This is a genomic window from Rhodoplanes sp. SY1, assembly GCF_046000175.1.
In the GTDB taxonomy this organism is placed as follows: Bacteria; Pseudomonadota; Alphaproteobacteria; order Rhizobiales; family Xanthobacteraceae; genus Rhodoplanes.
Genome location: NZ_JBEOMB010000018.1, coordinates 1 through 22775, shown reverse-complemented (window position 1 = coordinate 22775; position 22775 = coordinate 1). Strand labels below are relative to the sequence as shown.

Here is a 22775-nt window from a genome sequence, read left to right as displayed (position 1 = left end):
CCTGACGGAGAAGCGGTCGGTGTGCTCGGCGCACCACGCCTCGATGCACCACCGCAGATGGATACGACGATGGCAGACGTGATCAAGAACACGACATTCGCCGAGCTCAAGGTCGGCGACACCGCGAGCATCGAGCGGGTCTGCTCGGTGCAGGACCTTTACTTGTTCGCTCACGTCTCGGGCAACACCAACCCGGCCGTGGTCCCGGATCAGGCCTCGGCCGAGAACCGCGCCGTCACGGCGCCGTTCATGTGGGCGGGCTCGCTGATCTCGGCCGTGCTCGGCAATCTGCTGCCGGGGCCGGGCACGCTCTATCGCTCGCAGGATCTGCGTGCGGTGAGTCGCGTGAAGGTCGGCGACAAGGTGCGGGCGAGCGTCCGCTGCGTCGAGAAGCAGGCCGCGCCCGTCGCCGTGTTCGAGACCCGGATCGAGAAGCTCGACGGCACCGTGGTGGCGGAAGGCCGCGCCCTCGTGGACGTGCCGACCGAGCGCATGACGGTCGCGGCGCGGGAGCTGCCGACCCTGATCCTCGACGAGTGCGACCAGTTCACGCCGCTGATCCAGCGCGCCAAGAGCCTCGGCCCGATGGCGACCGCCGTGGTCTGCCCGGACGATCACAACTCGCTCGGCGGCGCCGTGCTGGCCGCGCGCGAAGGCCTGATCGAGCCGATCCTGATCGGCTCGCGCGCCGCCATCCAGAAGGCGGCCGAGGCGGGCGGTCTCGACATCACGCCCTACAAGCTGATCGACGCGCAGAACGGCGTCGAGGCGTCGGCCAAGGCCGTCGAGCTCGTGCGCCGCGGCGAGGCGGCTTCGGTGATGAAGGGCAACCTGCACACCGACGAGCTGCTCGGCCAGGTGGTCAAGAAGGACGGCGGCCTGCGCTCCGGGCGCCGCATCAGTCACGTCTTCGTCATGGACGTGCCGACCATGGATCACCTCCTGTTCATCTCCGACGCGGCGATCAACATCGCGCCGGATCTGATCACCAAGGTGGACATCACCCAGAGCGCCATCGACCTCGCCATCGCCTGCGGCATCGAGACGCCGCGCGTCGGCGTGCTGTCGGCGGTCGAGACCGTCAACCCGAGCATCCCCTCGACGCTCGACGCGGCGGCGCTCTCCAAGATGGCCGAGCGCGGCCAGATCAAGGGCGGCCTCGTCGACGGCCCGCTCGCCATGGACAACGCCATGGACGTCGCGGCGGCCCGCACCAAGGGCATCACGTCGCTGGTCGCCGGCCGCGCCGACGTGCTGATCGTGCCGAACCTCGAGGCGGGCAACATGCTCGCCAAGGAGCTCACCTTCGTGGCGCGGGCCGAGGCCGCCGGCCTCGTCGTCGGCGCCGCGGCGCCGGTGATGCTGACCAGCCGCGCCGACAACGATCGCGCCCGTCTGGTCTCCGCCGCGCTCGCCCAGCTCTACGAGTACCGGCGCCGCACCGGTCGTGCGGTTCCGGTGCCGGGCGCCGACACCGCCAAGGTCGCGGCCGAGTAGATCGCGGCGCGCAACGAAGAAGAAACGGAATCGCAGACATGAGCGACCACATCATCACCCTCAATGCGGGGTCGTCCTCGATCAAGTTCGCGCTGTTCGTGCTGGACGGCGGCGAATGGCCCCGCATGGTCGCGATCGGCCAGGTGGAAGGGATCGGCGTCACGCCGGAGTTCGAAGCCAAGGTCGACGGTCAGAAGACCAAGCGGACCCTGACCGGCGCCGATACGCCGAAGAACCACGACGACGCGCTGAAGATCATCATCGGCTGGCTCGGCGAGCGCTTCCCCGACGCCAAGATCGCCGCGATCGGCCACCGCGTCGTCCACGGCGGTCCGGTCTACTCGGCCCCGATGCTGATCGACGACGCCGCCTTCGAGGTGCTGAAGACCTTCGCGCCGCTGGCGCCGCTGCACCAGCCGCACAATCTCGCCGGCATCGCGGCGGCGGGGCGCGCCTTCCCGGGCATTCCCCAGGTCGGCTGCTTCGACACCGCCTTCCATCGCACCCAGCCGTTCGTCAACGACGCCTACGGCCTGCCGCCCGAGTATTACGAGGAGGGCGTGCGTCGCTACGGCTTCCACGGCCTGTCCTACGAGTACATCACCAGCCGGCTGATGGATCGCGACCCGACGGCGCTGCGTCGGCTCGTCGTGCTGCATCTCGGCAACGGCGCCTCGATGTGCGCCATCCAGGACGGCAAGGGCGTCGGCTCGACCATGGGCTTCTCGCCGCTCGACGGCCTGCTGATGGGCACCCGCTGCGGCCAGATCGATCCCGGCGTGCTGCTCTACCTGATGCAGCAGAAGGAGATGTCGGCGGCGCAGATCTCCGACCTGCTCAACAAGAAGTCGGGCCTCAAGGGCATGTCGGGCGTGTCGAGCGACATGCGCGACCTCGAGGCCTCCGACGCGCCGTCGGCCAAGCAGGCGCTCGCCTACTTCGTCAACCGCATCCGCCGCGAGCTCGGCAGCCTGATGGCCATCACGGGCGGCGCCGACGCGATCGTGTTCACGGGCGGCATCGGGGCGAACTCGAAGTTCGTCCGCGGCGCCGTGCTGGACGGCATGGAGTGGGCGGGCCTGGTCATCGACCGGGCCGCCAACGAGGCCGGCGCCGAGGTGATCTCGACGGCCGGCTCGCCCGTGAAGGTCTACGTCATGCAGACCGACGAGGAGGCGATGATCGCCCAGCACACCGTGCGGGTGGCCGGCCTCGCCAGCTCGCCGGCCGCGCTCGCCTCCGCCTGATCCGGAGCCGGGTCCGCCCGGACCCGGCGCTCGCGCCTCGGCGCGTGCGACCATCGAAGCAACGACGCCCGCGACGGCTGCCGTCGCGGGCGTTTTTTTATCCGGTGCGTCGCGCTGTCGATCGACGGATCGTCGCGTCTCCGGTCGGGTGCACCGCAACCTTTGTCGCAGTGCGATACGGCCTTGCCGCCGGGCCGAAAAGGCAACATTGTGGGCTGGAGCCGTCTCCCGGCGAGGATTGCCGGGCGCCTGCGCGTTTCCTCGGCGCGGCGCTGCGAGCGATCGGCGGGCCGCTCATAACGAACTCTGATCTCTCATAAGGTCGAAGATGAATTTCCCGCGCACGCCCCGCTCGACCGTGACGTACGAGTCGCATCTGCCCGCCACGGCGGAGAGCGCGCCGCTCGAGGCCGAAGCCTATCAGCGGCGCTTCGTCATCGAGGACGTCTACCCCACCGTCGACGCCGGGCGGTACCCGGTGAAGCGCATCGTCGGCGAGCCGGTCGACGTGTGGGTCGATCTCTTCCGCGACGGCCACGAGGTGACGGCGGCGGCCCTGCGCTGGCGGCGCGAGGGCGAGCGCGGCTGGCGGACCGCGCCGCTGGTGCCGGTCGAGAACGATCGCTGGCACGGCACCTTCGTGCCGATCGAGATCGGCCGCCACGTGTTCGTCGTCGAGGCCTGGACGGCCGGCTTCGCGACCTGGCGGCGCGACACGCTCGCCAAGCAGAAGGCCGGGCAGGACGTCACTCTGGAGCTGAAGGAAGGCCGCGAGCTGGTCGCGGCGGCGCTGCCGCGCGCCGGCGACATGGCCGGACGCCTGCAGGCGGCGCTCAACATGTTCGGCACGGCCGGCGGGGCGCGACCCTTGCTCGCCGAGGATCTGGCGGCCGCCATGGCGGCCGTCGAGGCGCGGCCGGACCTGACCTGGAGCCAGGCCTTCCCGATGATGATCGAGCGGCCGCGCGCCCGCTGCAGCGCTTGGTACGAGGTGTTCCCGCGCAGCCAGACGCCCGACCCGAACCGCCACGGCACCTTCGACGACGTCATCGTCCGCCTGCCGGACGTGTCGGCGATGGGCTTCGACGTCCTCTACTTCCCGCCGATCCATCCGATCGGCATCAAGAACCGCAAGGGCAAGAACAACTCGCTCAAGGCCGAGCCCGGCGATCCGGGATCGCCTTACGCGATCGGCGCCGCCGAGGGCGGCCACGACGCGGTGCATCCGCAGCTCGGCACCCTCCAGGACTTCCGCCGTCTGGTCTCCGCCGCCAAGAGCCACGGGCTCGAGATCGCCCTCGACTTCGCGACCCAGTGCTCGCCCGACCATCCGTGGATCAAGCAGCATCCCGAGTGGTTCAAGTGGCGGCCCGACGGCTCGATGAAATACGCCGAGAACCCGCCCAAGAAGTACGAGGACATCACCAATCCCGACTTCTACTGCGCCGATCGGGTGGCGCTCTGGCAGGCGCTGCGCGACGTCGTGCTGTTCTGGGCCGAGCAGGGCGTGCGGATCTTCCGGGTCGACAACCCGCACACCAAGCCGTTCCCGTTCTGGGAGTGGATGATCCGCGAGGTCCAGATCCGCTTCCCGGACGCCATCTTCCTGTCCGAGGCCTTCACCCGGCCGAAGGTGATGAAGGCGCTGGCCAAGCTCGGCTTCTCGCAGTCCTACACCTATTTCACCTGGCGGACCGGCAAGGACGAGCTGTCCGCCTACATGGCCGAGCTCACCCGCCACCCGGAGCGCGAGTTCTACCGGCCGAACTTCTTCGTCAACACGCCCGACATCCTGCCCGTCCACCTCCAGGGCGGCGAGCCGTGGATGTTCAAGTCGCGGGTCGCGCTCGCCGCGACGCTCGCCGGCAATTACGGCGTCTACAACGGCTTCGAGCTGCTCGAGCACGTGCCGGTGCCGGGCAAGGAGGAGTATCTCGACTCCGAGAAGTACGAGATCCGGGTGCGCGACTGGAACGCGCCGGGCAACATCAAGGGCTACATCACCCAGCTCAACGCCATCCGACGCGCCAATCCGGCCCTGCAGCAGACCTCCAATTTCGGCTTCGTCCAGGTCGACAGCCCGACCGTGCTCGGCTTCGTCAAGGAGTCGGTGGCGCGCGACAACGTGGTGGCCGCCGCGATCGCGGTCGCGCCCGGGCGGCACGACGTGTGGCTGCATTTCGGCGACATGCGGATCGGCCCGGAGGGATCGCGCCGGCCGGTGCGGGCGGTCGAGAACCTCGTCACCGGCGAGTGGCGACTGGTCGAATGGGGCGGGGTGCGGCTTTCCATCGACCCCGATCAGGACCCGGCCGTGCTGCTGCGCTGCGTCGCCTGAACCGGGAGGTCTTCAGTCATTCCGGGGCGCACCGAAGGTGCGAACCCGGAATCCAGCGGCCAGCTCCGTGTTTTTGGCTGGATTCCGGGTTCGCGCGGACGCGCGCCCCGGAATGACCCGAGCCAGACGAGCGGTCCGGGCCTGTTCAAGTCGCTTCGCGCGACGGGGAGTATCGTTCCGATGCGAGTCCTGCTCACCACCAACGAATACCCGCCTTATGTCTACGGCGGCGCCGGCGTGCATGTGGAGTACCTGTCGCGCGAGCTGGCCAAGCTGACACCCGTGGAGGTGCGCACCTTCCACGATCAGACGCTGGACGACGGCCAGCTCCACGTCCGCGGCATCAAGGTCGACACCACGCTGTTCGCCGGCTGCCCGCAGACCTACGTGTCGCCGCTCAAGGCCCTCTCGACCTGCCTGGCCTTCATGGGGCAGGGGATCGGCAACGAGCTCGAGGGCAATGTCGAGATCATCCACTGCCACACCTGGTACACGCACTTCTCCGGTCTGCTGGCGAAGATCCTCTACAACATCCCGATGGTGATCACGGTTCATTCGCTGGAGCCGCTGCGGCCGTGGAAGCGTGATCAGCTCGGCCACGGCTACGATCTCTCGCGCTGGATCGAGAGGAACGCGCTGGAGACCGCCGACGCCGTGATCGCGGTGTCGAAGAGCACCCAGGAGGACATCCTGCGGCTGTTCGACGTGCCGGCCGAGCGCGTCCACATCATCCCGAACGGCATCGACACGGACGAGTACAAGAAGATCCACGCGCCCGAGGTGCTCACCCGCCTCGGCGTCGATCCGGATCGCCCCTATGTGCTGTTCGTCGGCCGCATCACCCGGCAGAAGGGCCTCTATTATCTGCTCCAGGCGATCCCGCAGCTCGATCCGTCGCTGCAGGTGGTGCTGTGCGCCGGCGACGCCGACACGCTCGCGCTGCAGCGCGAGACCGAGGAGATCGTCGCCGAGCTGCAGAAGAACCGCGAAGGCGTGATCTGGCTCTCCAAGATGCTGCCGCGCGCCGACACCATCGCGCTCTACTCGCACGCGACGGTGTTCTGCTGCCCGTCGATCTACGAGCCCTTCGGCATCATCAACCTGGAGGCCATGGCCTGCGGCACGCCGGTGGTCGGCAGCGCGGTCGGTGGCATCAAGGAGGTGGTGGTCGACGATGTCACCGGCATCCTGGTCGACCCGAACCTGTCGCCCGAGCCGCCGCACGATCCGATGGCGCCGGCACGCTTCGAGCGCGGTCTCGCCGACGGCGTCAACCGCATCGCCCGCGATCCGGCGCTGCGCGCCCGCATGGCGGAAGCCGGCCGCGCCCGCGTCGAGCAGAACTACTCCTGGCGCAGCGTCGCGAAGAAGACCTACGACCTCTATCTGCAGCTCCGCGCCAACCGCAAGGCGACGAGCCAGTAGGGGGCCTCTGTCGTCCCGGGTCGGCCCGTCAGCGCCGAGCCCGGGACCCATGTCCCCGGTCTCTGATGAGCCACTACCGCCGGGCTTATGGATTCCGGGCTCGCCGCTGCGCGGCGCCCCGGAATGACCGGATCGGAGGTCTCACTTCGGCCCGCGGGTGCGCTGCAGCCAGTACTGGCGCTCGAGCTCGATCAGCCGCTCGTCGGTCATCGACGGGTCGTGCTTGGACGCCGCCTCGGCCTTGCCGATGGCGCGGGGCAAGGCGCGCAGCAGGTCGGCGCGGGAGATCACGCCCACCACGCGCTGGCCGCGCACCACCGGCAGCCGCTTGATGCGGCGGCTCTCCAGGAGCCGGCCGGCCTCCTCCAGCGGCGTGCTCTCGCCGACCGTGACGAGATCGGTCGTCATCACGTCGCCGACCGTGAGCCTCTGGAACCGCTCGGGCTCCTGCTCGAGCGCGCTGCGCTCGGTCATCAGCTGCAGCCAGTGCGGTCGTCGCGGCGGATCGCCGTTCGAGCGGCGGCGCAGCAGGTCGCGCTCGCTGACGATGCCGATCAGCCGGCCGCCGGCGTCGACCACGGGCAGGCCGCTGACGCGGTGATCGAGCATGAGCCGGGCGGCCTCGCAGAGCGGCCGGTCCGGCCCGATCGTGACCACAGGGGACGACATGAAATCCCTGACCCGCACCGGACCTCTCCGATCCCGGCCGCGCCGACTCCTCGGCCCGCGGCGTCGTGCCCGTCCACCCTAGTCCAACCCGTCCACGGTCGTCGAGACAATGCCGGCGATGGCCGGCCTGCGATCATAGGCAGGGCCGGATGTAGGGCTTGTTGATCTCCCACAACTCGTCGAGCACGGCGCGTGCCGCCGTGGTCGAGGCGACCACCGGGTCGATCAGCAGGGCTTCGAGCGCGAGCTCCCTGGAGCCGCGCACCGCCGCCTCGACGGCGAGCTGCTGCACGCCGGCCTGCACGGCGAGCAGCTTGGCGATCGGATCGGGCAGGGGGCCGAGCGACACCGGATGAATGCCGGCGGCGTCCGCCACGATCGGCACCTCGACGGCGAGGTCGGCCGGCAAATTGGGGATCACGCCGCGGTTGTAGACGACCCCCGACTCGATGAAGCGCTTCTCGTTGTGGGCGACGGCGGCGATCACGGCGGCGCCGCGCTCCCCCGACGGCATGGTCCACCAGTCCGGCACCGCGGCCGTGCCGGCCAGCACGGCGTCGACGCTGGCGCGGAACTCGGCCCGCGTCCGCAGGTCGCCATCGAAGTCGTAGCCCGTGTCGTCGCCGCCGTCCGCCTCCCAGCCGTACGGCAAAAACTCGCCGGTGTGGCCGTCGCCGCAAGTCGGCCACAGGCCGAAGGCGCGGAACAGCGCGCGGTCGAGCGGGATGAAGGCCGGATCGTGCGTCGCCTCCTTTTCGCGCAGCACCGGGTAGAGATCGGCACCGGTCTCGCGGTCGCGGATCGCCATCAGCCATTGGAAGTGGTTGAGCCCGGCGCCCCAGACGTCGATCGTCTCGGCCGGCCGGTCGAGGATGCGGGCGACCTGGCTGCGCGCGCCGAAGATGCCCTCGCACAGGCCGAGCACCCGCACCTTCGTGTACTTGCCGAGCGCCATGACGATCCGGCTCTCGGGGTTCGACAGGTTGATGAACAGCGCGTCCGGGCAGAGGTCCTCGATGTCGCGGGCGAAGTCGAAGACCATCGGCAGCGTGCGCAGCGTGAAGAACAGGCCGCCGGGGCCGCCGTTCTCGCCGAGCGTCTGGCGGATGCCGTGCCGCTTCGGCACCTCGTAGTCGTGCCGCCACAGCCGCATCCGGTCGATCGCCGTGGCGTTGAGCACGAAGTCGGCGCCGGGCAGCGCGGCGCGCCGGTCCGTGGTCGTCTCGATCGTCACGGCGACGCGGGCCTTGTCGGCGAGCAGGCGGCCGATCGCCGCCATGCGGTCGAGCGCGGCCGCGTCGGTGTCGACCAGCACGACGGTGGCGCCGGCGAGATCCTCGGAGAAGAAGAGATCGCGGAACAGCGTGAGGCCGAACGACATGCTGCCGGCCCCGATGAAGACGATCTTGGTTGATGTGCGCATGACCACCTCGACGCCGGACCGTCGCGCGATCGGCGTGCGAGAAGGGAGCGGGCCCGCACGCGACGCGGCGTTCGCGAACGCACGCGCCGCGCGGGAGAAAAGGACGGGCCAGCGTCGTTCGGAGCGGCGGTCCGCGACGCGAGTGTCTGCCGATCGGATCCGCGGCGCACTCCGCTAAGTTCCGTAAGGGCTGCTCCGATGCCGCCGCCGCGACGGCCCCGCGGGTGCGGCCCGTCGCGTCGCCGCGTCGCGACCGGGGGCTGCTTGACCACTATCAACACATCGGAAACGCCGGCGGCGTAGCGTTCGCGAGTCGTGACGCCTGCCCGGGCGCGCCCGCGCAGGCAACACTGCGAAGGGAAGGACAATCATGAGCACGCGCGCGCCCGCGACGGCCGCCGCCGCATCCGACGTCCCGTTCCTGTGGGGCGTGTCCACCTCGAGCTATCAGATCGAAGGCGCCGCGTTCGAGGACGGCAAGGGACCGAGCATCTGGGACACCTACAGCCACCAGCCCGGCCGCATCGTCGACAACGACACCGGCGACGTCGCCTGCGACCACTACCATCGCTATGCCGAGGACGTCGCGCTGATGAAGGCGCTCGGCGTCGGTGCCTATCGGTTCTCGGTCGCCTGGCCGCGCGTGCAGCCGAAGGGGCGCGGCGCCGTCAACGAGGCGGGCCTCGCCTTCTACGACCGGCTGATCGACGCGCTGCTCGAGGCCGGCATCGAGCCGTGGCTGTGCCTCTATCACTGGGATCTGCCGCAGGCGCTCGGCGATCTCGGCGGCTGGGCGAATCGCGACTGCGCCTTCTGGTTCGCCGACTACGCGGCCCTGATCGCGCGCCGCACCGGCGACCGGGTGAAGCGCTTCGCGACCTTCAACGAGTCCTCGGTGTTCACGCTGTTCGGCTTCGTGATGGGCGGGCAGGCGCCCGGCATCGCCGACCGCAACATGTTCCACCGGGCGATCCATCACGTGAATCTGGCGCACGGCGGCGCCATCGACGTGCTGCGCGCGCTGGTGAAGGACGCATCGCTCGGCATCGTCCACAACGTCCAGCCGTGCCGGGCGGCGACGCCGACGCCCGAGGACGTGAAGGCGGCGGCGCTCTTCGACGCCTACTGGAACGGCGCCTTCGCGGATCCGCAACTCCTCGGCCACTATCCGGCGCTGATCGCCGATCTGATGGAGCCGTGGATCGCGGCCGGCGACATCGCGCGGATCTGCCGGCCGATCGACTGGTTCGGCCTCAACCACTATTCGCCGCTCTACATGCGGGCGTCCGACGATAACCCGATCGGGGTCGGCTGGGGCGCCGCGCCCGACAGCGTGCCGCGCACCAGCTTCGGCTGGCCGATCGAGCCGGACGGGTTCCGCGACACGCTGATCGACCTGTCGAAACGATACCGGCTGCCGATCTACGTGCTGGAGAACGGACGATCGAACCCGGACGTCGTCGACGACAAGGGCGAGGTGAACGATCCGGACCGCATCGCGTTCCTCGACGCCTATATCGGCGCGATGAACGAGGCGCGGGCTGCCGGCGCCGACGTGCGGGGCTACTTCGTCTGGTCGCTGCTCGACAACTTCGAGTGGAGCTCGGGGTACAGCCAGCGCTTCGGAATCGTCCATGTCGACTACGCGACCGGCAAGCGCATCCCGAAGGCGTCCTATCGCTGGTATGCCGACCTGATCCGGGGGACGGCCTCGCCGTCCGCCGCGATGCGATGACGAGAGGCGGGACAGGATCGTGACGCGTGCCGTGCTGCTCGCCGACATCGGCGGGACCAATGCCCGTTTCGCCCTGCTGACGGACCGCCTCGGGGCGATCCGTCATCTGGCGGTGGCCGAGTATCCGTCACCGAAGGACGCCGTCGCGACGTTCCTCCGGGCCGAGGCGCCGGGCATCCGGGCGACCGCGGCCGTGCTCGCCGTCGCGGCGCCCGTGGAGGGCGAAACGGTCCGCTTCACCAACAGCCCCTGGGTGATCGAGGCGGCCGAGCTGCGCGCCGCCTTCGGGATCGAGTACGTCGTTCTGGTCAACGACTTCGAGGCGGTGGCGTGGGCCCTGACCGCACTCGGACCCGAGGATGTGCGGCCGGTCGGGGCCGGCACGGCGGTGCCGGGCGGACCACGGGCGGTGCTCGGCCCCGGCACCGGGCTCGGCGTCGCGGCCTTGGTGCCCGGTCCCGCCGGTCCGGTCGTGGTGCCGACCGAGGGCGGCCACGCGAGCCTCGCCGCGACCACCGATCGCGAGGCGGCGATCGTCGCAGTGCTGCGCCGCCGCTTCGGCCACGTCTCCAACGAGCGGGCGATTTCCGGACCCGGGCTCGAGGCGCTCCATGCCGCCATCGCGTCCGTCGACGGCATCGTCGTGCCCGCGCGGAAGGCGGCCGAGATCAGCCGGCTGGCGGGCGAGGGGACATGCCCGGTCTGCCGCGACGCCGTCGCGATGTTCTGCGCCATGCTGGGCAGCGTCGCCGGCGATGTCGCGCTGATGTTCCGGGCGCGCGGCGGCGTCTTCGTCGCCGGCGGGATCGTGCCGCGGCTCGGCGCGGCCTTCGCCGCATCCGAGTTCCGCGCCCGCTTCGAGGCGAAGGGCCGCTTCCAGGCGTACCTGGCCGACATTCCGACCGCCGTGATCACTCATCCCGACGTCGCCTTTCTCGGCCTGCAGGCGGTCGCCGCACGGGTTCGGGCGTGAGGGTCGACTCCGCTCAGATCACCACATGGTCCGGTTCCGGCATCGGGGCGCGCGTCGGCTCCGGCACGCCGTCGGCGTCGTCAAGGGCGTGCAGCAGGGTGGCGACGCGGTTCACCGAGGAGCGCCATTCGGCGACCCGGTGGTAGTTGTCGACGAACCAGTTGAAGGCGAGCTGCACCGAGACGAAGGCGGCGGAGGCCTGGGTGAGCTCGCCGAGCGACATCTCGCCGGACAGGAACTTCGGGGCGCACATGATCCAGGCCGCCACCGGCGCCAGGAGGATGTCGGTCTGCGACACCATGGTGGTGCCCATCAGTTGCCAGCAGAGCTGGCGCCAGCGCAGCAGCACCTGGGCCAGCGCGAGGCGCACGCCCTGCAGGTCGGCGAGCGCGACCTCGGCGGGCGGGACGCGCTCGCCGAGCTCGCGGATCTCGTTGGTGGCGGCGCGCAGCTCCGCCTCGGCCTGGTTCTCGGCCTGGATCACCGCCGTGAGATTGCGGCCGACGAAGGCCATCGCGGTGGTGAACACCAGCGTGTAGACGACCGCCGCGACGACCAGATAGGCGTGGATGGTCAGCGTGTGGCCGGCGACCTGGAAGCGGAAGTCGCCGCCCACCGTCCACAGCACGTTGATGAACACCAGCGCCGTCACCACGGCGTTCAGGAGACCGATCGCCATGTCGACCGGCGCGTCGGTGGCGATGCGGGCGTCGAAGGAGATGCGGTACTCGGCGTTCTGGTGCTCGCCGTCGACCGAGCCGAGCCGCTGGTAGCGGCGCTCGTCGAGCCACAGCGCCAGCAGGTGCCGGGTCAGCCACTCGCGCCACTTGCGCTGTGTGGTCATCCGCCCCCACACTGATGTGATCGACAGGCTGACGCTGAGGATCGCGAGGGGCACGAACCAGCCGACCTGGGTCCACAGCGCCGCCGAGTCGCGGCGCTCGAGGGCGTTGAAGAAGTCGCGGTTCCAGTAGTTGAGCTGGTACTGCACCGCGATCTGCGACAGCACGATGCAGACGAGCCCGAGGGTCAGCGGCCAGCTCACCCGCGCCGACCGCTCCGTCCAGAAGCCGGACGCGCTTCGCCAGTATCGCCCGAACAGGTGCCGATGCCGGACGTCCGCTGCGTGCGGCTGCGTCATGCGACCTCGCCTCGCGCCGGCCTGCGGCGGACCGGTCCGCCGCACACGATGCGCCTCGTCCAGGCATACGCCCCGACGGACGGAGATCAAGTTCGGTCGATCCGGGATGCGCCGGCGAACGTGTCCGCCGGCCGGCCGCGTTCGACCGGCCTGCGCCTCACAACAGCGCGGCGAGCGCGCCGAACACCGGATGCTCGGGCGGGCTCTCCGGCGGCAGCCGCGGCACGGCGAGCACCGGCAGGCCCTTGCCGAAGGCCGCGAGCGCCCCGATCGTGTCGTCGAGCGGAACGACCGTGCCGTCGTCGGTCTGGCTGACCACGATCGCCGAGATCGACAGGCCGCGTTGCCGCAGCACCTCGAGCGCCGTCAGCGTGTGGCTGATCGTGCCGAGATAGCTGCCGACCACCAGCACCACGGGAGCGCCGACCGCGACCATCAGGTCGAGAACGGTGCGGGAGCTATCGAGCGGCGCCATGATGCCGCCGACCCCTTCGATCAGCATCACGTCCTTCCGCGCGGCGATTCGCTCGCGGCAGAAGGCGATCACGGCGTCGGCGTCGATGCTGCGGCCTTCCCGGCGGGCGGCGAGGTGCGGCGACAGCGGCGCCTCGAACCGCCACGGCGCGACGGCCGCGATGGAGTCCTCGGTCGGCTCCAGGCCGGTGGCGGCGACCAGCAGGCCAGCGTCGCTGCCGTCGGCCTCGCGCGGGTCGTAGCCGCTCTGCACCGGCTTCAGCGCCTCGACGGTGCGGCCCTTCGCCTGGAGGGCCTTGATCAGTCCGCGGGATACGAACGTCTTGCCCACCTCGGTTCCGGTGGCGCTGACGAAGACGACAGTCATGACACGTTCCCCAATACGCGCTCGCGGACGAGATCCGCGAGACGCTCGACATCGTGGTCCGGGTGGGCAGGCGTGAAGGTCAGCCGCAGCCGGGCCGTGCCGGCCGGCACGGTCGGCGGCCGGATCGCCACCACCAGGTATCCCTCCTCGGCGAGCATGCGCGAGGCGGCGAGCGCCGCCTCCGCCTCGCCGACCAGCACCGGCACGATCGGACTCTGGGGGTCCGGTAGCCCGACCCGCCGGGTGAACAGTCGCGCCTTGGCAATAGGGCCTTCCGCGAGGCCCGGATCGGCGGCGATCAGGTCGAGCGCCGCGATCGCGGCGGCGACCACGGGCGGCGGCAGCCCGGTCGAGTAGACGAGCGTGCGGGCGCGGCTCTTCATCAGCTCGACGACGGGGCGCGACGCGCACAGATAGCCGCCATAGCCGCCGATCGCCTTCGACAGCGTGCCCATCTGCAGCGGGACGTCGGCGGGCTCGTCGAAGGCGTAGCTGGAGCCGCGGCCGCCCCCGAGGACGCCGATGCCGTGGGCGTCGTCGGCCATCAGCCAGGCGTCGTGGGCACGCGCGAGTCGGCCGAGCGCCGGCAGCGGCGCGAGATCCCCGTCCATCGAGAACACGCCGTCGGTGAGCAGCAGCGCGTGCCGGTGAGCGGCGCGGTGCGTCGTCAGCAGCTCGTCCGCATGGGCGACGTCGTTGTGGCGGAAGACATGCACGGCGGCGCCGCTCATCCGGCTGCCCGCCATGATGCAGGCATGCGCCCACTCGTCGACGACGATCAGGTCGCCGCGCCCCGCCAGCGCCGGGATGACGCCCGTGTTGGTGAGATAGCCGGAGCCGAACACGCAAGCCGCCTCGGCGCCCTTCAGCCGGGCGAGGCGGTCCTCCAGCGCGCCGTAGAGCGGATGGTTGCCGGTGACCAGCCGCGACGCGCCGGAGCCGATGCCGTAGCGGTCGATCGCCTCGCGCGCCGCCGCCAGTACGGCCGGATGATGCGAGAGGTTCAGATAGTCGTTGCAGGAGAAGGACAGAAAGCGGCGGCCGCCACGCTCCACGACCGTGCCGGCCGCGCGGGCCGTATGGACGAGATCACGCCGCAGGCTCTGCGCCGCGAGGGCGTCCAGCTTGGCGGTGGCGAAGGCATCGAGGGAGGTCATCGAATCAGGGTCTCGGAAGCGAAGGCCGAACGCCGCGACGAAAGCGGGTTTCGCCTCGGATCGCGGTACGGTACTGGACCGTCGGCCGGGCCGGTCGTCCCGCCGGCCGAACCGCAAGGGTGGCCGCCCGCGATGACAAGAGCAACCGACGATGCCGAGGGACACGCCATGCACGGCCTGCATGATGCTGTTCGCAAAGGCGAAATGGGTCATGCCGGGGTCGCAGAGCCGCCATCCTGGTGGACACGCGGTCGTGATCGGGTGTGGCTTCCCTATGCGCAGATGAAGACCGCGACGCCGCCGCTGCCGGTCGCCGCGACACGCGGCAGCCGCATCGTGCTGGCCGACGGCCGCGAGTTGGTCGACGGCGTCGCTTCGTGGTGGACGGCCTGCCACGGTTACAATCATCCGCATATCCGCATGACGGTCGCCCGCCAGCTCGACACGATGCCGCACGTGATGCTGGGCGGGCTCCTGCACGAGCCGGCGGCGCAGTTGGCGACGCGGCTCGCCACGCTGCTGCCCGGCGATCTCGGGCGCGTGTTCTTCACCGACTCGGGTTCGGTCGCCGTCGAGGTCGCGATGAAGATGGCGGTCCAGTTCTGGATCAACTCCGGCGTCCGCGGCCGGACGAAATTCGTCGCCTTCCGGGGCGGCTATCACGGCGACACCACGGCCACCATGGCGGTGTGCGACCCGGACGACGGCATGCACCGGCTGTTCAAGGGACTTCTGCCCGAGCACCTGATCACCGACCTGCCGCGCGACGAGGCGACGACCGCGGCGCTCGATCGGCTGCTCGGCGAGCGTGCCGAGGAGATCGCCGGGATTCTGGTCGAGCCGCTGGTGCAGGGCGCCGGCGGCATGCTGTTCCACGACGCCGCCGTGCTGGCGCGCCTGCGCGCGCTCGCCGACCAGCACGGCACGCTGTTGATCTTCGACGAGGTGTTCACCGGCTTCGGCCGCACCGGCGCGATGTTCGCCTGCGCGCCGGCCGGGCAGGGCGGCGCCGGCGTGGTGCCGGACATCGTGACGCTGGGCAAGGCGCTGTCGGGCGGCACGCTACCACTGGCGGCCACGGTGGCGAGCGAGCGGGTGTTCCAGGCCTTCTGGTCCGACGACCCGATGGCGGCGCTGATGCACGGGCCGACCTTCATGGGCAACCCGCTGGCCTGCGCGGCGGCCAATGCCTCGCTCGATCTGTTCGAGCGCGAGCCGCGGCTCGATCAAGTGAAGGCGATCGAGGCCCAGCTGTCGGCACAGCTTGCCCCATGCCGTGATCTGCCGGGGGTCGTCGACGTGCGGGTGCGCGGCGCGATCGGCGTGGTCGAGCTCGACGCGATCGACATCCCGGCCCTGAAGGCGCGGTTCGTGGAGGAAGGCGTCTATGTGCGGCCGTTCGGAAAAATCGTCTATCTCACGCCGGCCTTCACGATCGGCGAGGACGACTTGTCCAGGCTGACCGGAGCGATCGTGAACGTGCTGGGATCGAGGTGATGGTGAGGGAAGAGGCGGTGCGCGTCGCCGTGATCGGCGGCGGCGCGATCGGTGGCTTGCTATGCGCGCATCTGTGTGACGCCGGTCACGACGTGATGCTGTGCGTGCGCACGCCGTTCGATGCGCTGGTGGTCGAGCGCGGCGGGCGCGGCGACACCGTGCCGGTGCGCATCGCCACGTCGCCCGACGACGTCGCGCCGGTGCCCTGGGTGCTGCTCGCCGTGAAGTCGCAGGACACGGCGGCGGCCGGGTCGTGGCTGCGCGCGCTCGTAGGGGACGCGACGACCGTCGTCGTGGTGCAGAACGGCATCGGCCATGCCGAGCGCGTGGCGTCCTTCGTCGGCGCCGCGACCGTGCTGCCGGCGCTGATCTACTCGGGCGTCGAGCGCCTCGCCCCCGGGCATATCAGGCTGCACACCGAGGGGCGGATCACCGTGCCGGAGGGCACACCGGGCGCGGCCTTCGCGGAGCTGATGAAAGACTCCGGCATCGCCGTTCATCAGGAGCCCGATTTCGTCTCGGCGGTGTGGCGCAAGGTGTTGACCAATGTGGCGGCCAATCCGATCACGGCGCTGACGCTGCGCCGCATCGGCATCTTCCAGGATGCGGACGTGGCGGCGCTCGGCGAGACGCTGATCGCGGAAGCCGTGGCGGTCGGACAGGCGGAAGGAGCAAAAATCGGCGCCGCCGACGTCGCCCACACGCTGCATCTCCACAAGACCTACAATCCGACCACCGGCACGTCGATGCTCTACGACCGCCTCGCCGGCCGGCCGATGGAGCACGAGTTCATCACCGGCGCCGTGGTCCGCACGGCGGAGCGCCACGGCATCGCCGTCCCGTTCAACCGCGCGATCCTGACGCTGCTGCGGGCGCTGGAGGGAGCTTGATGCCGTCATTCCGGGACGCGGACCGTCAGGTCCGCGAGTCCGGAATCCATATCCCCGGTATCAGTGGCTCACGATAGACAGGGCGTATGGGTTCCGGGCTCGGCGCTCGCGCGCCGCCCCGGAACGACCGAAAGCCGTCAGAACCCGACCGCCGTCCCGTGCAGGTCGTAGGCGTCGGCGCGCTCGATCTTGACGGTGGCGATCTCGCCGACGCGCAGCGGGCGGCGCGAGACGACGTGCACGCTGCCGTCGATCTCGGGCGCGTCGGCCTTGCTGCGGCCGCGGGCGATGCCGCCCTCGACCGCGTCGATGATCACCTGCTGGCGGGTGCCGACCTTGCGCTTCAGGCGACGCGCCGAGATCGCCTGCTGGCGCTGCATGAAGCGGTGCCAGCGCTCCTCCTTCACGGCGTCCGACACGGCGCCGCCGAGGTCGTTCGCAGGGGCGCCCTTCACGGGCTCGTACTTGAAGCAGCCGACGCGATCGAGCGACGCCTCGTCGAGCCAGGCGAGCAGCTCCTCGAATTCTTCGTCGGTCTCGCCCGGGAAGCCGACGATGAAGGTCGAGCGCAGCGCGGTGTCGGGGCACAGCTCGCGCCAGCGCGCGATGCGCTGAAGCGTCTTCTCCTGCGCGCCGGGGCGGCGCATGCGCTGCAGCACCGAGGTGGCGCCGTGCTGGAACGGAATGTCGAGATAGGGCAGCACGCGGCCCTCCGCCATCAGCGGGATCACCTCGTCGACATGCGGGTAGGGGTAGACGTAGTGGAGGCGCACCCATACGCCGAGCTCGCCGAGCGCGCTCGCGAGATCGAGGAACTTCGCCCGCACCTCGCGGTCGCGCCAGACGCTGGTCGCGTATTTCAGATCCACCCCGTAGGCCGAGGTGTCCTGCGAGATCACCAGCAGCTCCTTGACGCCGGCCGCGACCAGCTTCTCGGCCTCGCGGAGAACGTCGGCGGCCGGGCGCGAGACGAGGTCGCCGCGCAGCTTCGGGATGATGCAGAAGCTGCAGCGGTTGTTGCAGCCCTCGGAAATCTTCAGATAGGCGTAGTGGCGCGGCGTCAGCTTGATGCCCTGCGGCGGCACCAGATCGACGAACGGCGCGTGCGCGGGCGGGGCGGCGCGGTGCACGGCCTCCATCACGCTCTCGTATTGCTGCGGACCCGTCACCGCGAGCACGTTCGGAAATCTCTCGGTGATCGCGTCGGGCTCGGCGCCCATGCAGCCGGTCACCACCACCTTGCCGTTCTCGGCCATCGCCTCGCCGATGGCGGCGAGCGACTCCGCCTTGGCGCTGTCGAGGAACCCGCAGGTGTTCACCAGCACCAGGTCGGCGCCGGCATGCGTGCGGGTCAGCTCGTAGCCCTCGGCCCGCAGCCGCGTGATGATGCGCTCGGAATCGACCAGCGCCTTCGGGCAGCCGAGCGACACGTAGCTGACTTTTCGCACGACGCCCGGCTCTCCGGACGGGTGGTCGGGCGCTGGCGTGGCGGAGATCGGCATCGGAGCGGGGGCCTTCGGGTTGCGGAAGGGCCGCTTCCTAGAGCAACGGGCGGCGCTTGGGAAGCGGATGTTCCCGTCGTTCCGGGGCGGCCCGCAGGGCCCAGCCCGGACTCTATAGCCCGGGTCTTTCGTGAGCCACGGATACCGGGCGTATGGATTCCGGGTTCGCGGACCTGTCGGTCCACGCCCCGGAATGACCAGTTCAGCGATCCGGGGACTCGCTCACGCCGCCTCCGGCTCGGCCGTCTCGGCCGAAGGCTTTCCGAAAAAACGCCAGGGCAGGAACACCAGCAGGAAGCCGAGGCCGGCCAGCGCCGTCATCACCAGCACGCGGGCCGGCCACGGCCCGAGCATGGCGACGAAGGGCGGGATCAGCTTGGTGTCGGCCGGATCGCCCACATAGGCGTAGTTGGAGCCCAGCGCGATGTTGAGCACGAACACGGCGCCGACATAGCCGATCGTGAACACGGCGGCGCGGCGAAAGTCACTCCAGTCGGGCCGGAAGCCGAGCACGGCGATGTCGTAGATGGCATAGCCGAAAATGATCGTGTGGGCGATCCAGAAGCACCAGAACAGCGGCGAGGCGGGGCCCTGGACGAGGGTCGGCTGGATGAAGGCCTGGGTGGTCAGCGCGAAGGCCCAGAAATAGAGCGTCGCCCGCAGGAACCGCTTCTGTGAGACGAGCGCGAGCGGCGCGATGATCCCGCCGACGTCGCAGATGTGCAGCGGCAAGCCCGAGGCGACATCGACGCCGCCCCAGTTCCAGGCGACGTTGTAGATGCCCCAGACCAGGAAGGCGAACACGGCGAGGCCGGTGCGCAGGCGCATCTCGGCCGGTTCCGTGAGCCGTCGCGCGACCAGCACCAGGATCGCGATTGCCGCGAAGCAGCCCAGCACCGAGACGACATGCAGGATGCCGAACGGCGTGAAAGTCTCGAACGATACCCCGTCGAGCAGACCGGTGGCGCTGGCCAGCATGGATCCCCTCCCGCGACGGCGCGCCCGAGTCGCGCGCCTTCACCGAATTGTGCGGTCCGGAGATTGCACGAATAAGGCAGCATTCGCCGCGCCATGAACGGCCGTCCGCAGAAGCCCGCGACGCGCCGCGGCGATTTCCCGGCCTTCGGCGTGAACCCTCCGCCCGGCCGGGCGCACCGAGGACCGAACGGGGATCCGTTCGGGGGGCGCAACGCCTGCAGGCGACGGCACTCGCCGTCCGAGGAGGACTTCGCATGCGTGACCATTCGACGGGTGGTGCTTCGGGTCGTGGTCTTTCGAGGCGGCTGGGCGCGCTCCGCGCGGCCGGGATGTCGGGGGCGGCCGCGGCCGCGCTCCTGGTGGCCGCCGTGCCGGCCCCCGCCAACGCCCAGATGATGGGCTTCGGCGGGACGGGTGGCGGAATGGGCGGCTTCGGCGGCGAGCAGATGGCGAGCCAGATGGCGCCCATGCTGGAGATGATGAAGCAGCGCATGGGCAAGAAGCGCTACGCCCAGCTCATGCAGACCTTCGGCCCGATGATGGCGAACATGATGGACGGCGGTGGCGGCGACGGCGGGTTCGGGGGTGGGGGCTTCTCCTCGGGCGGGTTCGGCGGCATGGGAATGGGCGGCATGGGAATGGGCGGCATGGACATGGGCGCCATGATGGGCATGGTCAGCGCCATGGACTGGCGCTCCATGCAGGGCCTGATGGGCTCGCCCCGCAAGAGCCGGAAGGGCCGCCGGTAGGGCCGTTCGTCGCCGGGCTTGCCGGCCGTGCCGGAACCCGTCATGTCCCGGTCGCGTGGAGCGACACGGGAGCGGGGCATGACGGAGCGAGCACTGGCGGAGCGGGGCGGCACGGAAACGGCAGACGCCCGCGACCTGCTCGGCAAGACGTTCGTGATCACCGGCGCGACCGGCGGGATCGGGCTCGAGACCGCGATCGCGCTGGCGCGGCGGGGCGCCGGGCTCGTCCTGGTCGGGCGTGACCGGACGCGCGGCGACGCCGCGCTGGCGCGCCTGAGGCGCGAGGTGCCGGGCGCGATCGCCGAGGCCGACTATGCCGACCTCTCGTCCATCGCCGAGGTGAAGGCGCTCGCCGCCCGGCTGTCGGCGCTGCCGCGCATCGACGTGCTCCTGAACAATGCCGGCGGCATGTTCGCCCGCCGCGAGGTGACGGCCGAGGGGCTCGAGCGCACCTTCGCCCTCAACCACATGGCCTATGTGGTGCTGACCCTCGGCCTGATCGACACGCTTCGGCGCTCCGGCCCGGTCCGGATCGTCAACGTCGCCTCCGAGGCCCACAAGGGCGTCACGCTCGACTTCGACGACCTGCAGGGGGAGCGCGGCTATTCCGGTTGGCCGGCCTACCGCCGCTCCAAGCTCGCCAACATCCTGTTCACCCGCGAGCTCGCCCGCCGCCTCGCGGACAAGGGCATGACCAGCATCACCGCGAACTGCCTGCACCCCGGCTTCGTCGCGACGCGCATCGGGGACAACAACCGCGGCCTCTGGGGTCTCGGCATCCGGATCGCCAAGCTGTTCGCCCTGTCGCTCGAGCAGGGTGCGAAGACCTCGATCCATGTCACCACCGCACCTGAGTTTTCGTCGACGAGCGGTGCCTACGTCGTGCGCAGCCGGATCACCGATCCCTCGGCCGCCGCCCAGGACGACGCGGCGGCGCGCCGCCTGTGGGACGCGAGCGTGGCACTCGCGGGCCTCACAGGGTTGTGACCGCCCCGAGGGGCCATCCGGCCCGGAATGGTTAATTTCGTCCCGCGATCGCGGGAACCATTGCTGAACCTTGTCGTTAGCTCGTCCGACGGAACGGGGGAACGATCGGTGGAATGCAACGAGCTTTTCACTGATTTCGCGCATGGTCGCGCACCCGATCTCGCGCACCGGATCGTTTCGAGGGGAGACATCGACACATGACGACTGCTTTCGTTCGTTGCGCCGTGGCGGCGCTCGCGGCTGGGTCCATCGGCGCCGTTCTGGCGACCCCGGTTCCGGCCGACGCGAGGACCGGCTTCGACGGGGTGTGGAGCGTGGTGGTGGTGACGGAGCAGGGCGACTGCGACCGCGCCTACCGGTATCCGATCCGCATCAACGACGACGGCAGCCTGATCAACGCGGGCAGCACGTCGTTCGACATCTCCGGCAAGGTCGCCCGCGACGGCAAGCTGGTGGTCCGGCTGAGCTACGCCGGCAAGAGCGCGACCGGCCAGGGCCGCCTCTCGGGCGAGGCCGGCACCGGCAAGTGGTCGGGCGGCGCCTGCGCCGGCACCTGGACGGCCGAGCGTCGGGGCTAGCCCAAGCACTCCGCGGCCGCGAATCGGCCGCGACAGATTCGCGTTCCACGCGGCGGTCGGAGGCAGCTCCGGCCGCCGCGGTCGTTTCCGGCGCAACCAAAGGTAGATCTCTGTTCATGCGACAGCGTCTCGGTGGCGCTGCCGATCGTTCCGTGTGGCGGCGCCGACACACCCCCGAAAGTCTATCCTTCCTTACCAAAGAATTAACCCGCCCCCCGGATTGCCGGTCCTTCGGCCGCCGTCGACTATCCCGGCTCGCCTCGATCGTTCGCCCGCGATGCCGTCGCCCCCCGACCTGCCGAAGGACTCCATCCGTGCGCCACGTCCGGACTCTGCCCGCCGTCGCCCCGTGGTCCGCCTCCGCCCGCCGGCTCCGCGTCCGGACGCGTGACGTCCTCGCGAGCGGGGTCGCGCTCGCCGCCCTGCAAGTCGCGCTGGTCGGTGCGGTGGCGACGCCGGCGCAGGCCGGCTGCACGATCACCAGCGACGTGGCGCCGCTGTCGAGCCAGTGCGACGCGAGCTTCGTCAGCCTGCGCACCGGCGCGGGCGCGACCTCGCTCCTGATCACCGACATGACGACGGTCGGCGTCGACATGGCGCCGTCCGGCATGACCACTCCGACCAGCCACACGCTGACCATCGGCGGCACGACGACGATCAGCAATCCGAGCTACAGCGCCGTCTACTCGCAGACCAACGCGGCGAACCACGACATCGCCGTGACGCTCGGTTCCGGCGTCACCATCACGTCGGTCGGCGGCTTCGGCGCCGTGTGGATGCGCAACGACACGTCCGGAAACATCTCGATCGACAACGCCGCGACCATCACGTCGTCGGGCGCCGGCGCCCCGGGCATCACGGCGACGACCAATCTCGGCGCCGTCACGATCACCAATTCGGGTCGCGTCACCTCGAACGACGACTGGGGCATCTACGCCGACGGCGGCTTCAACAACACCGCGATGAATCCCGTCACCGTGTCGGTCACCAACAGCGGCACGGTCTCCGCCTACAAGGCCGGCATCCGGGTCATCGACTATCACGGCCACGCCCAGCTGACGAACACCGGGACCGTGACCTCGACGACCCGCCAGGGCCTCGTCGCCTGGGCGCAGACCGGCTCTACCACCTGAAATGGACCCCGAGCC

The 22775-nt window shown here is 70.2% G+C and carries 19 protein-coding genes; 12 read left to right on the top strand and 7 right to left on the bottom strand.

What is annotated here, in order from left to right; translation table 11 throughout:
• The first annotated feature begins 69 nt into the window (after positions 1-69).
• The 4 genes from ABTU92_RS06605 to glgA all read left to right on the top strand — a co-directional run bounded on the left by ABTU92_RS06605 (position 70) and on the right by glgA (position 6507).
• Complete coding sequence (locus ABTU92_RS06605) at positions 70-1497, top strand: bifunctional enoyl-CoA hydratase/phosphate acetyltransferase (RefSeq protein ID WP_408088860.1); 1428 nt, start codon at positions 70-72, stop codon at positions 1495-1497.
• A 38-nt stretch (positions 1498-1535) separates the two neighbouring features.
• The gene (locus tag ABTU92_RS06600) at positions 1536-2744 is read left to right on the top strand and encodes an acetate/propionate family kinase (RefSeq protein WP_408088858.1); all 1209 of its coding nucleotides are present in this window, start codon (positions 1536-1538) and stop codon (positions 2742-2744) included.
• 328 nt (positions 2745-3072) lie between these two features.
• Positions 3073-5082, top strand: a complete 2010-nt coding sequence (locus ABTU92_RS06595) for an alpha-1,4-glucan--maltose-1-phosphate maltosyltransferase (protein ID WP_408088856.1) — start codon at positions 3073-3075, stop codon at positions 5080-5082.
• 180 nt (positions 5083-5262) lie between these two features.
• A complete protein-coding gene (glgA, locus tag ABTU92_RS06590) occupies positions 5263-6507 on the top strand; it encodes a glycogen synthase (protein WP_408088854.1) in 1245 nt (414 codons plus the stop codon).
• A 141-nt stretch (positions 6508-6648) separates the two neighbouring features.
• On the opposite strand, the gene ABTU92_RS06585 is transcribed toward glgA, so the two are convergent.
• Together ABTU92_RS06585 and ABTU92_RS06580 are read right to left on the bottom strand one after the other, a co-directional pair.
• The gene (locus ABTU92_RS06585) at positions 6649-7176 is read right to left on the bottom strand and encodes a CBS domain-containing protein (protein WP_408088852.1); all 528 of its coding nucleotides are present in this window, start codon (positions 7174-7176) and stop codon (positions 6649-6651) included.
• 133 nt (positions 7177-7309) lie between these two features.
• Positions 7310-8599 (bottom strand): alpha-glucosidase/alpha-galactosidase, encoded by a 1290-nt coding sequence (locus ABTU92_RS06580; protein WP_408088850.1) that lies wholly within the window; start codon positions 8597-8599, stop codon positions 7310-7312.
• Positions 8600-8969: 370 nt separating this feature from the next.
• Here ABTU92_RS06580 and ABTU92_RS06575 point away from each other — a divergent pair, with 370 nt between their 5' ends.
• Entirely contained in the window at positions 8970-10334 is a 1365-nt protein-coding gene (locus ABTU92_RS06575) for a GH1 family beta-glucosidase (protein ID WP_408088848.1), read from the top strand.
• Positions 10335-10353: 19 nt separating this feature from the next.
• Positions 10354-11307 (top strand): glucokinase, encoded by a 954-nt coding sequence (gene glk, locus ABTU92_RS06570; protein ID WP_408088846.1) that lies wholly within the window; start codon positions 10354-10356, stop codon positions 11305-11307.
• Between the two features lie 13 nt (positions 11308-11320).
• Here the strand turns inward: glk and ABTU92_RS06565 are convergent, their stop codons facing one another.
• The 3 genes from ABTU92_RS06565 to bioF all read right to left on the bottom strand — a co-directional run bounded on the left by ABTU92_RS06565 (position 11321) and on the right by bioF (position 14446).
• Positions 11321-12448: an SbmA/BacA-like family transporter gene (locus ABTU92_RS06565; protein ID WP_408088844.1), complete on the bottom strand. Its 1128-nt coding sequence runs from the start codon at positions 12446-12448 to the stop codon at positions 11321-11323.
• 157 nt (positions 12449-12605) lie between these two features.
• The gene (gene bioD / locus ABTU92_RS06560) at positions 12606-13289 is read right to left on the bottom strand and encodes a dethiobiotin synthase (RefSeq protein ID WP_408088842.1); all 684 of its coding nucleotides are present in this window, start codon (positions 13287-13289) and stop codon (positions 12606-12608) included.
• Positions 13286-14446 carry an 8-amino-7-oxononanoate synthase gene (gene bioF, locus ABTU92_RS06555; RefSeq protein WP_408088840.1) on the bottom strand — a complete coding sequence of 387 codons (1161 nt, stop codon included), beginning with the start codon at positions 14444-14446 and terminating at the stop codon, positions 13286-13288. The genes bioD and bioF overlap by 4 nt, the downstream gene beginning before the upstream one ends.
• Positions 14447-14650: 204 nt before the next feature.
• Here bioF and ABTU92_RS06550 point away from each other — a divergent pair, with 204 nt between their 5' ends.
• Positions 14651-15943: an adenosylmethionine--8-amino-7-oxononanoate transaminase gene (locus ABTU92_RS06550; protein WP_408088930.1), complete on the top strand. Its 1293-nt coding sequence runs from the start codon at positions 14651-14653 to the stop codon at positions 15941-15943.
• Positions 15943-16833 (top strand): 2-dehydropantoate 2-reductase, encoded by an 891-nt coding sequence (locus ABTU92_RS06545; protein ID WP_408088838.1) that lies wholly within the window; start codon positions 15943-15945, stop codon positions 16831-16833. The genes ABTU92_RS06550 and ABTU92_RS06545 overlap by 1 nt, the downstream gene beginning before the upstream one ends.
• Positions 16834-16970: 137 nt before the next feature.
• On the opposite strand, the gene rimO is transcribed toward ABTU92_RS06545, so the two are convergent.
• Together rimO and ABTU92_RS06535 are read right to left on the bottom strand one after the other, a co-directional pair.
• Positions 16971-18335 (bottom strand): 30S ribosomal protein S12 methylthiotransferase RimO, encoded by a 1365-nt coding sequence (gene rimO / locus ABTU92_RS06540; protein ID WP_408088836.1) that lies wholly within the window; start codon positions 18333-18335, stop codon positions 16971-16973.
• A gap of 222 nt (positions 18336-18557) precedes the next feature.
• Positions 18558-19313 (bottom strand): TIGR02206 family membrane protein, encoded by a 756-nt coding sequence (locus ABTU92_RS06535; RefSeq protein ID WP_408088834.1) that lies wholly within the window; start codon positions 19311-19313, stop codon positions 18558-18560.
• A gap of 254 nt (positions 19314-19567) precedes the next feature.
• Between ABTU92_RS06535 and ABTU92_RS06530 the strand changes: the two genes are divergently transcribed.
• From ABTU92_RS06530 to ABTU92_RS06515, 4 genes are all read left to right on the top strand, one after another.
• Positions 19568-20062 (top strand): hypothetical protein, encoded by a 495-nt coding sequence (locus ABTU92_RS06530; RefSeq protein ID WP_408088832.1) that lies wholly within the window; start codon positions 19568-19570, stop codon positions 20060-20062.
• 78 nt (positions 20063-20140) lie between these two features.
• Positions 20141-21049: an SDR family oxidoreductase gene (locus ABTU92_RS06525; protein WP_408088830.1), complete on the top strand. Its 909-nt coding sequence runs from the start codon at positions 20141-20143 to the stop codon at positions 21047-21049.
• Positions 21050-21246: 197 nt separating this feature from the next.
• Complete coding sequence (locus tag ABTU92_RS06520; RefSeq protein ID WP_408088828.1) at positions 21247-21627, top strand: hypothetical protein; 381 nt, start codon at positions 21247-21249, stop codon at positions 21625-21627.
• A gap of 314 nt (positions 21628-21941) precedes the next feature.
• Positions 21942-22760, top strand: coding sequence for a hypothetical protein (locus tag ABTU92_RS06515; RefSeq protein ID WP_408088826.1), 819 nt, complete (start codon positions 21942-21944; stop codon positions 22758-22760).
• Positions 22761-22775 lie beyond the last annotated feature (15 nt).

What these genes read in the sequence shown, in the direction of transcription:
- ABTU92_RS06605 (WP_408088860.1), top strand. Translation starts at nt 70, where the DNA reads ATGGCAGACGTGATCAAGAACACGACATTCGCCGAGCTCAAGGTCGGC.
- ABTU92_RS06600 (WP_408088858.1), top strand. Translation starts at nt 1,536, where the DNA reads ATGAGCGACCACATCATCACCCTCAATGCGGGGTCGTCCTCGATCAAG.
- ABTU92_RS06595 (WP_408088856.1), top strand. Translation starts at nt 3,073, where the DNA reads ATGAATTTCCCGCGCACGCCCCGCTCGACCGTGACGTACGAGTCGCAT.
- glgA (WP_408088854.1), top strand. Translation starts at nt 5,263, where the DNA reads ATGCGAGTCCTGCTCACCACCAACGAATACCCGCCTTATGTCTACGGC.
- ABTU92_RS06585 (WP_408088852.1), bottom strand. Translation starts at nt 7,176, where the DNA reads ATGTCGTCCCCTGTGGTCACGATCGGGCCGGACCGGCCGCTCTGCGAG.
- ABTU92_RS06580 (WP_408088850.1), bottom strand. Translation starts at nt 8,599, where the DNA reads ATGCGCACATCAACCAAGATCGTCTTCATCGGGGCCGGCAGCATGTCG.
- ABTU92_RS06575 (WP_408088848.1), top strand. Translation starts at nt 8,970, where the DNA reads ATGAGCACGCGCGCGCCCGCGACGGCCGCCGCCGCATCCGACGTCCCG.
- ABTU92_RS06565 (WP_408088844.1), bottom strand. Translation starts at nt 12,448, where the DNA reads ATGACGCAGCCGCACGCAGCGGACGTCCGGCATCGGCACCTGTTCGGG.
- bioD (WP_408088842.1), bottom strand. Translation starts at nt 13,289, where the DNA reads ATGACTGTCGTCTTCGTCAGCGCCACCGGAACCGAGGTGGGCAAGACG.
- bioF (WP_408088840.1), bottom strand. Translation starts at nt 14,446, where the DNA reads ATGACCTCCCTCGATGCCTTCGCCACCGCCAAGCTGGACGCCCTCGCG.
- ABTU92_RS06550 (WP_408088930.1), top strand. Translation starts at nt 14,651, where the DNA reads ATGGGTCATGCCGGGGTCGCAGAGCCGCCATCCTGGTGGACACGCGGT.
- ABTU92_RS06545 (WP_408088838.1), top strand. Translation starts at nt 15,943, where the DNA reads ATGGTGAGGGAAGAGGCGGTGCGCGTCGCCGTGATCGGCGGCGGCGCG.
- rimO (WP_408088836.1), bottom strand. Translation starts at nt 18,335, where the DNA reads ATGCCGATCTCCGCCACGCCAGCGCCCGACCACCCGTCCGGAGAGCCG.
- ABTU92_RS06535 (WP_408088834.1), bottom strand. Translation starts at nt 19,313, where the DNA reads ATGCTGGCCAGCGCCACCGGTCTGCTCGACGGGGTATCGTTCGAGACT.
- ABTU92_RS06530 (WP_408088832.1), top strand. Translation starts at nt 19,568, where the DNA reads ATGCGTGACCATTCGACGGGTGGTGCTTCGGGTCGTGGTCTTTCGAGG.
- ABTU92_RS06525 (WP_408088830.1), top strand. Translation starts at nt 20,141, where the DNA reads ATGACGGAGCGAGCACTGGCGGAGCGGGGCGGCACGGAAACGGCAGAC.
- ABTU92_RS06520 (WP_408088828.1), top strand. Translation starts at nt 21,247, where the DNA reads ATGACGACTGCTTTCGTTCGTTGCGCCGTGGCGGCGCTCGCGGCTGGG.